We start from the raw sequence: 12515 nt of genomic DNA, 5'->3' as shown, positions 1-12515 counted from the left end.
GCTTTCAGAAATCTGAGCTGCCCGGAACTGAACGGTGCCGCCATCGTCCTTGCCCCCCCCCCTTTACGCCGACGCGCTCTTAGCGCCGTCCTGCCTATTCGGATTGTATCGAATCGCCAATAAGGCGTCCGGGATCAGCGCACCGCGATCGTCAGATGCGCGATGGCGGGGGCGCCCGCGAGCTGCTCGCGCAGCGCGGCGGCCGAGGCGGCGCCCGCGACCTCGACGATCGCGGCGCGCGCGTCGGGGCCGACGCGCCAGACGTGAAGGTCGGTGACCTCGGCGCCCGCCGCCTCGACGCGCGCGCGGATCGCGGCGGCGGCGCGTTCGTCGTGGGCGTCGAGCAGAATCGCGGCGGTGTCGCGCATCAGGCCCCACGACCAGCGCGCGATGACGATCGCGCCGACGATGCCCATCGCGGGGTCCATCCAGCCGAGCCCCAGATAGCGCCCCGCGAGCAGCGCGGCGATCGCGAGCAGCGAGGTCAGCGCGTCGGCGAGGACGTGGAAATAGGCCGAGCGGAGATTATTGTCATGGCCGTGGGCGTGATCGTGCCCGTGGCCATGCTCATGGTCGTGATGATGATGGTGCCCGCCCATCAGGAGCAGCGCGCTGACGATATTGACCGCGAGCCCCAGCACCGCGACGAGCGTTGCGCTCGCAAAATCGACGCGCACCGGGTCGATCAGCCGCGAGGTCGATTCGACCGCGATGCCGATCGCAAAGACGCCAAGGATCAGCGCCGAGGCGAAGCCGGTGAGGTCGCCGACCTTGCCGGTGCCGAAGCTGAAGCGCGGGTCGTGCCGATGCTTTTTGGCGTAGCGATAGGCGAGCGCCGCCAGCCCGAGCGCGCCCGCATGGGTCGCCATGTGAAAACCGTCGGCGAGCAGCGCCATCGACCCCGTCCAGTAACCCGCGGCGATCTCTCCCACCATCATCGCGGCGGTGATCGCGACGACCCACAGCGTGCGCCGCGCATTGTCGTCGTGCGACGCGCCGAGAAAATCATGGCGATGGCGGGCGGGAGCGGTGTCGGACATGGCGGCGCCCTATTTCGCGTAGCGGCGGATCACCGCGAGCAAATCTTCCGCCCCCGTCGCGCGCTCGGCATCGCTGAGCCCCGGCAGCGCGACATGGTCCTTCAGATGTTCGGCGATCACCTCGGCGAGCAGGCCGTTGACCGCGCCGCGCACCGCGGCGACGCGGTGCAGCACCGTCGCGCACGGCGCATCGGCGGCGAGTGCCTTTTCGACGGCGGCAACCTGTCCCGCGATGCGGCGCACGCGCGCGATGAGGTCAGGGCGGGAAGTGAGATGCGTCATAATATACCCCCCTATCCTATATGATCATAGTGATCAAGGGGCGCGGCGGCGTATCCCGAGCTGGGCGATCGCCGACATTATGGTCGAGATGCGGCGCTGCCGCTTCATTATCCGATCCGTTGCGGATTGATCCGAAGGGGAGGGAAGGGAGCCTTTATCCCCCGTCCGCCGCGCTTGGCAGCCGCGACGGGGGATGAGGTTCGTTGTGCACGAGAAGAACATTAAGGGAACAAAATGCGTTCGTCAACCCCTTGGGGCGCTTTTTCGTCGATCGGTTCGGGCGGTTGACGTAAACGTCAGTCGGCGCCAAGGCCGGGCAAGCCAGGGAAAGGGAGACGCATGGCCGAGCAACCGAAGTTCGATCTGACGGGGCGCGTGGCGCTGGTGACGGGGGCGTCGTCGGGGCTGGGCGCAGGTTTTGCCAGGGCGCTGGCGGCGGCGGGCGCCAGGGTCGTGCTCGCTGCGCGGCGCGCCGACAAGCTGGCCGAGCAGGTGGCGGCGATCGAGGCGGCGGGCGGACAGGCGATCGCGGTCGGCATGGACGTCACCGACGAAGCGTCGACCAGGGCCGCCTATGACGCCGCCGAGGTCGCCTTTGGCACCGTCGACACGATTGTCGCCAACGCCGGGGTCGCGACCGAGAAGATGGCGATGGGCCTGTGGGCCCAAGACGTCGATTTCCTGCTCGCCGCCAATGTCCGCGGCGTGTTCCTGACCGCGAACGAGGGCGCGAAACGGCTCGACCGGGCGGGAAGCCGCGAAAAGCAGCATGGGCGCATCGTGCTGATCGGATCGATCACCGCCGAGAAGGTGTTTCCGGCCACCTCGGTCTATGGCGCGACCAAGGCGGCCGTGCGCCATTTGGGCAAGGCGCTGGCGCGGGAATGGGCGCGGCGCGGGATCTGCGTCAATGTCATCCAGCCGGGCTATTTCGCATCCGAAATGACCGCCGAACTGTTGGAGAGCGACGCGGGCGCGGCGATGGTGAAAAGCTTTCCGCGCCAGCGGATGCGCCCCGCGAGTGACCTGCACGCGCCGCTGCTGCTGCTGTGCTCCGACGCCGCGGCGGGCATCACGGGGAGCGTGTTCACGATCGACGACGGGCAGAGCTTGTGAGCGCGCTGCTGATCGAGGCGCGCGACGCGGTCGAGATCGCGACGCTCAACCGCCCCGCGCGGCTGAACGCGCTGAACGAGGCGCTGGTCGACGAACTCAACGCCTATTTCGGCGGGCTCGCGGAGCGGCCGGAGGTGCGCGTCGTGATCCTGCGCGGCGCGGGGGCCGGTTTCTGCGCGGGGCTGGATATTCACGAGGATCGGTCGGGCGACGAAACGCCGGTGCTCCGCACACTGCGCACGCAGACGCGGATCGGCAATATCTATCGCAAGATGCGCGCCTGTCCGCAGCCGGTCATCGCGCTGGGGCACGGCGCCGCGTGCGGCGGCGGGCTGTCGCTGCTGCTTGCGTCGGACGTGCGCTATGCCGCGCCGTCGCTGCGCTGCAACGCCGCCTATATCCGCATCGGGCTGGGCGGGTGCGACATGGCGTCGAGCTATTTCCTGCCGCGGCTGGTCGGCGCGAGCTTGGCCGCCGAGATGATCCTGACCGGGCGCTTCATCGACGCCGAGCGCGCGCTGCGCGCCGGGCTGGTGAGCGAGATCGTGGCGGAGGAGGCGCTGCTGGATCGCGGGCTGGCGCTCGCCGACGAGATGCTGGCGACGAGTCCGCACGGGCTGCGCCTGTCGAAGCAGGCGCTGAACCTCAACCTCGATGCGCCCAGCCTGGACGCCGCGATGGCGATCGAGGACCGGCAGCAGGTGATCCTGTCGGCGACCGAGGATCACAAGGAAGCGCTGTCCGCCTTTCTGGAGAAACGCGCGCCCGAATATCGCGAGCGCTAAAGCATCGTGCCATAAATCTGCACCGCCTGCCCTCGTCTTCGCCCGGGGAAGCGGATGATTCAGATTTCGCGCAATCTGCTCTTGGACAATCGCCATTCAGCTCTGGCGGTCTGCAAATGGCGGCCTTGTGCGCTTCCGCTGCTCGCGTGCAAAAGCCCGCTGCGCTCCGGATCACGGAAAACCACCATTTCCGACTCGCCAGCTTCTGAATGTCGATCGGCCCCAGGCGCGATCGGGGTTTGACCGAAACACCGCCTCCCTGTTCGTCAGCGTCTCGTCAGCCCGGTCTTCGCCGGATAACGAATATGGGCAGCGGCGTCTGGTCCGACTTGCTCACGCTCGCCATGATGATGGTGTAGAGCCTCAGGCCGCGGTGGTGACCTGTCGCAGCACCGCGGCGTAGCTGGGCGCGATCGTCATTGCGTGATGTTTTCCGGCGCGGCCGAGCGCGGCGTGAACTTCCGGCAGCCGATAGCAGGGCACGCCCATGAACAGATGATGTTCGGCGTGATAATTCACCCAATATGGAGCAACCGTCGCGCGCGCGAGCCAGCCCGCGCGGGTGGTGCGCGCGTGGGTGAAGGGATCGTCGCTGCCGGTGGTCGTGCAGGCATGTTCGGCGATGTTGCGGATGCGAAGATAAAGCTGGAAGGTCGTTGCCAATCCGGCCAGCCAGAGCAGGTAGGGCGTCCAGCCATACAGCGCGAGGGACAACCCAAGCAGCACCGCCTGCACGAAAAGGAAGCGTCCGACCGCGCGCGTCACCGCCATCGCGCCCGCGACGTCGATCGTCGGTGACGTCATGCCGTCGTCGGACTGCTTGTTGAACGGCGTTCCCGCCCTGGTACTCGCACCGGCTGTTGCGCCCGCCTCGCCGCGCAGCATCGCTTTCAGGCCGACGAGCGCGAATCCGAACTGCGCCATGCGCTGTTTGAAAAACGTCTGTCCGGTGAGGTCGCGCACGACCTTGCGCCACAGGCTTGCGCGCGTGGTGGGAAAGGGTTTCGACAGCGCGAGGTCGGGGTCTTCGGGCTGCTGCGTATATTTGTGATGCTGGAGGTGATAGGTGCGATAGGCGATGAGGTCCGATCCGACCGCAGCACCCGTCAGCCACTGGCCGAGGAAATTGTTGATCTTGCGGTCGGGATGCAGCGCCCCGTGCGCGGCATCGTGCATCAATATGGCGAGGCCGAGCTGGCGCCCGCCGACGAAGATCACGGCAAATGCCCAGGCCAGCGGGTTCTGCGACCAGGCGGCGAGACCGACGAGCGCGATGCTGACGATCCAGGCATGCGCGACGAGCCAGATTCCGCGCCACGACGACGGGCGCGTGATTTGCGACCATCGGGCGCGGTCGAAAAAGCGGTCGGGCGGAAAGAGGCGAACGGCAGGCATCGGATCGTCGCCATGATAACAAGTTGCGAAGCGAAACCCAAGCCTTTCCGTTTTGGCACAGCAATGGCGCGAACGACGCGCCGCCGGTAAGATTTTGGAAACCCCCTTTCGCGCAGTGGATCGGCGTGGGCGAATGAGCGGGGAAGATCAAGGCATTGGGGGTTCGGCGCAACATCATCCGGCCGTCACGCGACGAGTTTGCGATGCGCGAATCGCTGTTCGATTCACCCGAATTCATCGCCCAATTGCTGCGCGTCGCGACCTTGTGGCATTATGTGCTGGTCGGGCGCGTGCTGGCCTTTTTGGCCTTTGCCATTCTGCCGGGTGTTGCAGCTTTTCTCGACCGGCCTTCGCTATGGCTGACGATGGCCGTGGGGCTGATGTGCGACACCGTGCTGACGGTGACCGGGCAGGCGATGCGCACGCCCGCCCCCGCGCTTGCCGCGCGCGCGCGCCAGGTCGCGACGCTCTCGGCGGCGCTCGTCGCGCTTGGCACCCTGTTCAATGCGGCAGCGATGTTCGCCGCGATCGCGGTGCCCGACGGCGGGCGCCATTTCGACGGCCTCGTCGCAATCCAGATCGGGTCGTTGCTCGTTGCTGCTTCGGCTGCCTCGATTGTCCGGCCGCTGTTCTTCAGCTTTGCCGGGGCGGTGGCGTTCGGCGGCGCGGTCGGTGCGGCGTCCTGGCCCTTTGCGCTGGCGGGCGCGGTCTTTCTCGCGCTGCTGATCGTGATGATGCGCGAGGATGTCCGCCACCAGCGGCGCGCGACGGCGGCGGCGCGCCGCGCGGTGAGCGAGCAGCAGCGCGCGCTCAATCTGATGCGGGATTTCGAGCGCGCCGGGCGCGGCTGGTTCTGGGAAACCGATCGCGATGGTCAGCTCGTCTACATCTCGCCGACGATCGCGGCGCGGCTCGGCCGACCGCTCGGCGAGCTGATCGGCCGACCCTTTACCGACATCATCCGCAAACGCATCGGTAACGACGAAAGCGAAGAGCGCACCCTGGGGTTCAGCCTGTCGTCGCGTACGCCGTTCAAGGAACTGACGGTCCAGGCGGCCGTGCCCGGCGAGGAGCGCTGGTGGTCGATTTCGGGCCAACCTATCAGCAATGCACTCGGCCATTTCCAGGGATTTCGCGGCAGCGGCACCGACCTGACCGACCAGAAACGGTCGGAGCGCGAGATCAACCAGCTCGCACGCTATGATACGCTCACCGGCCTCGCCAACCGGCGGCACATCACCGACCTGCTCGAACGTGCGCTGCGGACGCATATCGGCCAGCCGCAGCCATGCGCGCTGCTGCTCATGGACCTTGACCGGTTCAAGGCGGTGAACGACACGCTGGGGCACCCCGTCGGGGACCAGTTGTTGCAGCAGGTCGCCGGGCGGCTGACCCAGATCGTCGGCGACAAGGGGCAGGTCGGGCGGCTCGGCGGCGACGAGTTCCAGATCGTGCTGCCGCAGATCAATCACCCCGACAAGATCGCCTCCATCGCCAATGCGATTATCCTGAGCCTGGCCAAGCCGTTCGCGATCGAGGGCGAACAGGTGCGGATCGGTTCGTCAATCGGCATCGCTGTTTCGGATGGCGAGGGCTTGAGCGCGTCGGCGCTCGTGCGCAACGCCGACCTCGCGCTCTACGCCGCCAAGGATGCGGGGCGCGGCGTTTATCGTTTTTATGCCGACGCGATGCACAACCAGGCGAGCGAACGCAAGGCGATCGAGGATGCGCTGCGCGACGCGCTGGCGAAGGACGAGTTGCAACTGCTCTATCAGCCGATCGTCGATGTCGGAAACGAACGGATTTCGGGGTTCGAGGCGCTGATCCGCTGGCGCCATGCGACGGCGGGAACGATCAGCCCCGAAAAGTTCATTCCCATCGCCGAGGAATCGAACCTGATCATCCCGATCGGCGAATGGATCATCCGCACCGCCTGCGCCGCGATCGCGACGCTTGGGCCCGGCTATCGCGTCGCGGTCAACGTCTCGCCCCGCCAGTTTGCGAATGAGGCGCTGCCCGCGACGATCTTGAACGCGGTGTCGGGCGCGGGCATCCGCCCCGATCAGCTGGAACTGGAGATCACAGAGGGAGTCTTCCTCGACGAAAGCGCTGAAAATCTGGCGATGTTCCAGAAGCTGAAACGCACCGGCGTCCGGCTGGCGCTCGACGATTTCGGCACCGGCTATTCGGCGCTCGGCTATTTGAAGAAGGCGCCGTTCGACAAGATCAAGATCGACCAGAGTTTCGTGCTCGGCGCGGCCGACAAGAGCAGCATGAACGCGGCGATCATCGCCTCGATCGTGGGGCTGGCCAGCGCGCTCGACATGGAAACAACCGCCGAGGGAGTCGAGACGCACGACGACCTCGCGCTGGTCCGCAGCCTCGGATGCAGCCACGTCCAGGGATATATCTATGGCCAGCCCATGCAGCTGGCCGAAGTGCTTGCGCTGCTGCGCGCCGGGGGCGGGCGCGTCGAGGCCCAGGGATACAAGAGTGCGCGCGCGCCGCGACTCACCGTTTTCCGAACGATCCACGTCGACAGCGGCGGCCATCGTTATGAAGCGATCGTGCGCAACATCGCGCCGCGTGGCGCGCTGATCGAGGGGTTGTGGAACGTGCCGCCGGGAACGCAGCTCACGCTGGAGTTCGCGGCCGGACTCCATATCGACGCCGAAGCGCGATGGTCGGCCGAGAATCGAACCGGAGTGCAGTTCGCCGCCACGGTCGATATCGACGAACTGATCGGCGTGCGTGCCGTGCCGCCGCGAGGACGCGCGCGCCGCGTCGCGTGACGCAAGCCGGGTCGGCCGACGGGTGCGTGGACGATCCGCGAACAAAGACGGTCGCGGCGATTGTCATCGCCATCCGCCTCACCATCTATACATGGTCGATGACGCCGCCCGTCATCGCGCTCGCCGCGCGCCCTGCCGCCCGACGCGGCGAATTGCCCTGTGGCGGGGCAGCGTGTAGGGGCGGCGGCACGGCCAGGCCAGATAAGGATTACGCCATGACTGCTCCCATCCGCGACAGCCTCTCGGGCCTCGACCTGCGTGCCGAGATCGACCGCCTCCGCAAGGATCGCAACGCCGTCATCCTCGCGCATTATTACCAGAAGCCCGAGATTCAGGATCTCGCCGATTTCGTCGGCGATTCGCTCGAGCTGTCGCGCAAGGCGGCCGAAACCGATGCCGACGTCATCGCCTTTTGCGGCGTCAAGTTCATGGCCGAGACGGCAAAGATACTGAGCCCCGAAAAGATCGTCATCCTGCCCGACATGGACGCGGGATGCAGTCTGGAGGACAGCTGCCCGCCCGAACAGTTCAAGCGCTTTCGCGAGCAGCATCCCGACCATATCGCGCTGACCTACATCAACTGTTCGGCGGCGGTGAAGGCCTTGAGCGACATCATCGTCACCTCGTCGAGCGCCGAGACGATCATCAGCCAGATCCCCGAGGATCAGAAGATCATCTTTGGCCCCGACCGTCACCTGGGCGGTTATATGAACCGCAAGTTCGGGCGCGACATGCTGCTGTGGCCGGGCGTGTGCATCGTCCACGAAGCGTTCAGCGAGACCGAGCTTCTGAAGCTGAAGGCGCAGCATCCGGGCGCGCCGGTCGCGGCGCACCCCGAATGCCCGCCGCACATCGTCGAACACGCCGATTATGTCGGATCGACCAGCGGCATCCTGCAATTCGCCAAGAGCTTCGACGGCGACACGCTGATCGTCGCGACCGAGCCGCACATCATTCACCAGATGGAACTGGCGCTGCCCGAAAAGACTTTCATCGGCGCGCCGGGGGCCGACGGCAACTGCAACTGCAACATCTGCCCCTATATGGCGCTCAACACGATGGAAAAGCTCTACATCGCGCTGCGCGACCTTCAGCCGCGGATCGAACTCGACGAGGAACTGCGTCTCGCGGCGCGGAAGAGTCTGGACCGGATGCTGGAGATGGCGTCGGGAACCGTGGGCAAGGGCGATCTGGGGCGGGCGTGACCGCTATATCTGGACCCGTTCGTGTTGGGCCTGTCGAAGCGCCATCCTTCGTCTTTCAGTGGCCAGAGAAAGAGCGGCCTTTCGACAAGTTCAGGGCGAACGGATTTGGGGTGGCGTTGAAAATGTCACCTTCGACGCGCTATCCAGCCATCGCCCGCTTCACCACCTCCGGTTCCGCTTCGATGACCTTGAGATAGGCGCGCACCGCCGGTGGCGGCATATAGCGCGCCATTTCATATTGTCGCAGGCTGGCGAGCGGAATGCCATAGGTGCTGGCGAACTGCTCCTGCGTCATGCCGAGTCGGTGGCGCAGAATGCGAAACCGTCGGCCCATATGCGCGCGCTCCAGCCCGGCGACGGAAACATCGCGATCCTCCGGGTCGCTCGGATCAGCCGGAATGGCGATCATAGATTCTTTGCTCACCTGCATTGCTCCTTCGGACGGAGATCAGTCGCACCGCCTCTCCCCGCCAGACGTGAACCGCTGTGTAGAGTTTGCCATCGACCATTCCGACAGCCTTCCACCGTTCCTCTTCATCGCCGATGCGGAGCGTCGGAATCAGCGCCATGAAGGGGTCGCGGAAAATCCGTTCGCCGAAAGTCAGGTGCAGTCCATGCTTGAAGCGGTTGGCCTGGTCCTTTGACGGGTCGAACTCAAACTCCACGAGTCGTATATATGTGATTCACACAGTTGCGGCAAGCGAGTCGTTAAGCGAGTCGCGCTGCGACGTCGGGATAATCGAGTCCAAAAATGCGGCAACGCTGTTACAAAAATGCGGCACCGAATCCGCTTGTTGCTAATGCCGGACTTATCCACAATTGCGGATGGTCGAAGCGGGCTTCGCGGCGTTTTTTTGTTGGCGTCGAAAAGCGTTCGTGACAGCTTCAAATCATCGGACGACAGAGACGTCGGACCGCCGGGACATAAAGGGTGGTTGCAAGACTAGCCGGAAGAGAACGGATTGGTTTGACGAGGAAAATCGACCGATAGTTCGATCACGGAACGCAGCGATTCCCACGAGTTGATGCGAACCCGATCGGGCAATTGAAAGGCAGTCCATCGCTTTTGAAGCGCAGCTGTTTCGGCAGAAGCGCGGGACGAGATGATGAAGGGCTTTTCAGGTGAGGCCGGCCCCCGAAAGGGGGCCGACCAAACCATCGCCGGATCGTTCCGGCGCGCGTCGCAACGGTCGTTTTGCGGGCTGCCGATCGAAAGAGAGGCGGACCGGGATGAAGCGGGGCGAGGCGCACGGGACAGGACCGGATAGTGGGGGTTGGCAGCGATGTCGGCCCCCATTTCGTATGCGCGCCGTCCGCGCCGTTGTCGGTCCACGCGCCGCCGGTGCCGCCGATCGGCGCACCCCATCTGGTAGAGCGCTTTATTTGCGCACAGGTGACCTGCGTCACACCGCGGTCAAATCCAGCTGTCTTATGTGGTGCCGCGACCCGGAGACGTTCCCGTTCAGGAACCGATCCCCCTTTCCCGGTCGCCCCCGATGGGGCGGCCGGGAACCTTTCCGATCCATTCGGCATTGTTTGAACATCGCCCAGGCGAGACTCCGCTGCGGCGGAACGTTCCAGCAAGGGCCGGCGCCGATCGGCAGTCCGGCCGGTTCAGGGAAGGGATATATTATGGTTGGTTTGATCGTCACTTTGATCGTGGGCGGCATCATCGGCTGGCTGGCGAGCATCGTCATGCGCACCGATGCGCAGCAGGGCATCATCCTCAACATCGTCGTCGGCGTTGTCGGCGCATTTCTCGGCAATTTCCTCGGCAGCTTTTTCGGCATGGGGGCCAGCCTCGACAGCTTCAGCCCGATCGGGCTGCTCTGGGCCTTTATCGGCGCGATCGTGCTCCTCGGCATCATCAACCTGATTCGCCGCGGCAGCGTGCGCTGAACCGGAACGGCGAGCGTGCGCCGCTCCGCACGCTCGCCATTCCGCTAGGCGATTTCAGATATTTGGGTTACCAACGGGACGCCTGCACAGTCGGGCGATCACAGATCGTAGGGGGTTATTCATGCTTACCTGGATTATCGCAATCGTCATGGGCGGCATCATCGGCTGGCTGGCCAGCATCGTGATGCGCACCGACGCCCAGCAGGGCATCTTCCTCAATATCGTCGTCGGCTGCGTCGGTTCGATCCTCGGCCGCTTCCTGTTCGGCAGCTTCCTTGGCGGCGGTCATCTGCGCGGCGACGCCTTCGACCCGATGACGTTGCTCACCGCGTTTATCGGCGCGGTCATTTTGCTCGCTGTCGTCAACCTGATCCGGCGCGGGCGCGTGCGCTGACCGCTCCAGCATCGTCGGCCGGACGACAAGAGGGTGGCCGCCCATGGGGCGCGCCGCCCTTTTTCGTGCGCGCAACCACTGGAAATCACGGCCGGATCGCTTTCTGCACCGCCCTCCGGGGCGCGGGCGGGACGGCGAGGCATCGCCTCTTGCAAGTGGTGATTTAATTAGGTAATACACCTCGAAAGAGTTTTGGTCCTGCCATGCCGGACTTTTGGGGCGGGCGCGCCCATGCGCGCCGAACCGACGCCGCGTGATGCCAGGGAGGGATTTCGGCGTGAACTACGAGCGGAAAGTGGATTCGATGGACAGCCTGGCGGGGACGCAAAGCTTTTACGAAGAGGTCGACGACAGCCGGCGCAAGCGCACCCGGCTGATCGTCGCCGTCGTGCTCATCGTGCTGGCCCTGGCGGCGGCCTATTATGCCTTTTCGAGCGGCAAGGGCGCCGCCGATGCCGGTGGCGGCGAAGCGGCCGCGGTGCCGAGCGTTACGGTGGTCATTCCCGGTCGCGTGTCGGTGGAGGCGGCGATCGCCGCCAACGGCACGATCGCGGCGCGGCGTGAAATGCCGGTCGGCGTTGCGGGCGAGGGGGGACAGGTCGAGCGCGTGCTTGTCGAGCCCGGCCAGTGGGTCGGCGCGGGTCAGACGCTCGCGGTGATCGACCGGTCGGTGCAGTCGCAGCAGGCGGCGAGCCTCGCGGCGCAGATTCGTGTGGCGCAGGCCGATGCCAATCTGGCGCAGGCTGAGCTGGAGCGCGCCGAGGCGCTGGTGTCGCGCGGTTTCATTTCCAAGGCCGACATGGATCGCAAGCGCGCGACGCGCGACGCCGCCAACGCGCGCGTCCGCGTCGCGCAGGCGCAATATGCCGAGGCCACGGCGCGCAACGCGCGGCTCAACATCGTCGCCCCCGCGGCGGGGCTGGTGCTGACGCGGCAGGTCGAACCCGGCCAGATCGTCGGCGCGGGCAGCGGGGTGCTGTTCCGCATGGCGCGCGGCGGCGAGATGGAAATGCTGGCCCAGATGGCCGAAGCCGACCTTGCCCGCGTGCGCGTCGGCACGCGCGCGACGGTGACGCCGGTCGGCACCGACGTCGAGATTCCGGGCCAGGTGTGGCAGGTGTCGCCGGTCATCGACATGGACACGCGCCAGGGCACGGTGCGCATCGCGATTCCCTATTCGTCGGTGCTGCGGCCGGGCGGCTTTGCCGATGCACGCCTCGTGTCGGGCACGGCGGAGCTGCCGTTGCTTCCCGAAAGCGCGGTTCAGAGCGGGCCCGAGGGCAATTATGTGCTGATCGTCGGCAAGGACAACAAGATCGAACGCAAGGCGGTCAAGGTCGGCGCGGTCAGCGACGCGGGCGTGTCGATCGCGTCGGGGTTGACCGGCAACGAACGGGTGGTGACGCTCGCCGGCGCCTTCCTCAACGTCGGCGACACGGTGAAGCCGGTGCTGCAGAAGAAGTGAAGGCGCCCGCGTTTCGTGTCAGATGCAGTTCAACCGCACATCCAAGGAACCGATTGGCAAACCATGCACCACAAGTCGGCAGGATTACAAACTATAGGACCAGAGTCCTGCGCTGAGGCTCCGGTCGTGCTTAGTAGCGCAA

General features: G+C 65.6%; 12 protein-coding genes. 7 read left to right on the top strand and 5 right to left on the bottom strand.

Annotated features, from left to right (window positions below; genetic code table 11):
* Positions 1-134: 134 nt before the first annotated feature.
* Together dmeF and SPYCA_RS11830 are read right to left on the bottom strand one after the other, a co-directional pair.
* Complete coding sequence (gene dmeF, locus SPYCA_RS11835) at positions 135-1040, bottom strand: CDF family Co(II)/Ni(II) efflux transporter DmeF (protein WP_120220647.1); 906 nt, start codon at positions 1038-1040, stop codon at positions 135-137.
* 9 nt (positions 1041-1049) lie between these two features.
* A complete protein-coding gene (locus tag SPYCA_RS11830; protein ID WP_120220645.1) occupies positions 1050-1322 on the bottom strand; it encodes a metal/formaldehyde-sensitive transcriptional repressor in 273 nt (90 codons plus the stop codon).
* Positions 1323-1661: 339 nt separating this feature from the next.
* On the opposite strand from SPYCA_RS11830, the gene SPYCA_RS11825 reads away from it, so the two are divergent.
* A complete protein-coding gene (locus tag SPYCA_RS11825; RefSeq protein ID WP_120220643.1) occupies positions 1662-2438 on the top strand; it encodes an SDR family NAD(P)-dependent oxidoreductase in 777 nt (258 codons plus the stop codon).
* Positions 2435-3223, top strand: coding sequence for an enoyl-CoA hydratase/isomerase family protein (locus SPYCA_RS11820; RefSeq protein ID WP_120220641.1), 789 nt, complete (start codon positions 2435-2437; stop codon positions 3221-3223). Before SPYCA_RS11825 ends, SPYCA_RS11820 begins: the two co-directional genes overlap by 4 nt.
* 363 nt (positions 3224-3586) lie before the next feature.
* On the opposite strand, the gene SPYCA_RS11815 is transcribed toward SPYCA_RS11820, so the two are convergent.
* Positions 3587-4618 carry a fatty acid desaturase family protein gene (locus SPYCA_RS11815; RefSeq protein WP_120220639.1) on the bottom strand — a complete coding sequence of 344 codons (1032 nt, stop codon included), beginning with the start codon at positions 4616-4618 and terminating at the stop codon, positions 3587-3589.
* 203 nt (positions 4619-4821) lie between these two features.
* On the opposite strand from SPYCA_RS11815, the gene SPYCA_RS11810 reads away from it, so the two are divergent.
* The gene (locus SPYCA_RS11810; protein WP_232003284.1) at positions 4822-7410 is read left to right on the top strand and encodes a putative bifunctional diguanylate cyclase/phosphodiesterase; all 2589 of its coding nucleotides are present in this window, start codon (positions 4822-4824) and stop codon (positions 7408-7410) included.
* 215 nt (positions 7411-7625) lie between these two features.
* On the top strand, positions 7626-8615 hold the full coding sequence (gene nadA, locus SPYCA_RS11805; protein ID WP_120222308.1) for a quinolinate synthase NadA: 990 nt from the start codon (positions 7626-7628) through the stop codon (positions 8613-8615).
* A 139-nt stretch (positions 8616-8754) separates the two neighbouring features.
* On the opposite strand, the gene SPYCA_RS11800 is transcribed toward nadA, so the two are convergent.
* Entirely contained in the window at positions 8755-9039 is a 285-nt protein-coding gene (locus SPYCA_RS11800; protein ID WP_172595053.1) for a helix-turn-helix domain-containing protein, read from the bottom strand.
* Entirely contained in the window at positions 9005-9280 is a 276-nt protein-coding gene (locus SPYCA_RS11795; protein ID WP_120222307.1) for a BrnT family toxin, read from the bottom strand. The genes SPYCA_RS11800 and SPYCA_RS11795 overlap by 35 nt, the downstream gene beginning before the upstream one ends.
* Positions 9281-10247: 967 nt before the next feature.
* Here SPYCA_RS11795 and SPYCA_RS11790 point away from each other — a divergent pair.
* The 3 genes from SPYCA_RS11790 to SPYCA_RS11780 all read left to right on the top strand — a co-directional run bounded on the left by SPYCA_RS11790 (position 10248) and on the right by SPYCA_RS11780 (position 12373).
* Entirely contained in the window at positions 10248-10514 is a 267-nt protein-coding gene (locus tag SPYCA_RS11790) for a GlsB/YeaQ/YmgE family stress response membrane protein (RefSeq protein ID WP_120220634.1), read from the top strand.
* A 121-nt stretch (positions 10515-10635) separates the two neighbouring features.
* On the top strand, positions 10636-10908 hold the full coding sequence (locus SPYCA_RS11785) for a GlsB/YeaQ/YmgE family stress response membrane protein (protein ID WP_120220632.1): 273 nt from the start codon (positions 10636-10638) through the stop codon (positions 10906-10908).
* 277 nt (positions 10909-11185) lie between these two features.
* Entirely contained in the window at positions 11186-12373 is a 1188-nt protein-coding gene (locus SPYCA_RS11780) for an efflux RND transporter periplasmic adaptor subunit (protein WP_443029482.1), read from the top strand.
* Positions 12374-12515: the final 142 nt, after the last annotated feature.

The sequence above is a fragment of the Sphingopyxis sp. FD7 genome, from assembly GCF_003609835.1.
In the GTDB taxonomy this organism is placed as follows: domain Bacteria; phylum Pseudomonadota; class Alphaproteobacteria; order Sphingomonadales; family Sphingomonadaceae; genus Sphingopyxis.
Note: the sequence above shows the minus strand (reverse complement) of the source record. Positions and strands in the feature narration are given on the sequence as shown.

Coding starts and splice junctions, on each gene's coding strand:
- dmeF (WP_120220647.1), bottom strand. CDS start 1,040: ATGTCCGACACCGCTCCCGCCCGCCATCGCCATGATTTTCTCGGCGCG.
- SPYCA_RS11830 (WP_120220645.1), bottom strand. CDS start 1,322: ATGACGCATCTCACTTCCCGCCCTGACCTCATCGCGCGCGTGCGCCGC.
- SPYCA_RS11825 (WP_120220643.1), top strand. CDS start 1,662: ATGGCCGAGCAACCGAAGTTCGATCTGACGGGGCGCGTGGCGCTGGTG.
- SPYCA_RS11815 (WP_120220639.1), bottom strand. CDS start 4,618: ATGCCTGCCGTTCGCCTCTTTCCGCCCGACCGCTTTTTCGACCGCGCC.
- SPYCA_RS11810 (WP_232003284.1), top strand. CDS start 4,822: ATGCGCGAATCGCTGTTCGATTCACCCGAATTCATCGCCCAATTGCTG.
- nadA (WP_120222308.1), top strand. CDS start 7,626: ATGACTGCTCCCATCCGCGACAGCCTCTCGGGCCTCGACCTGCGTGCC.
- SPYCA_RS11790 (WP_120220634.1), top strand. CDS start 10,248: ATGGTTGGTTTGATCGTCACTTTGATCGTGGGCGGCATCATCGGCTGG.
- SPYCA_RS11785 (WP_120220632.1), top strand. CDS start 10,636: ATGCTTACCTGGATTATCGCAATCGTCATGGGCGGCATCATCGGCTGG.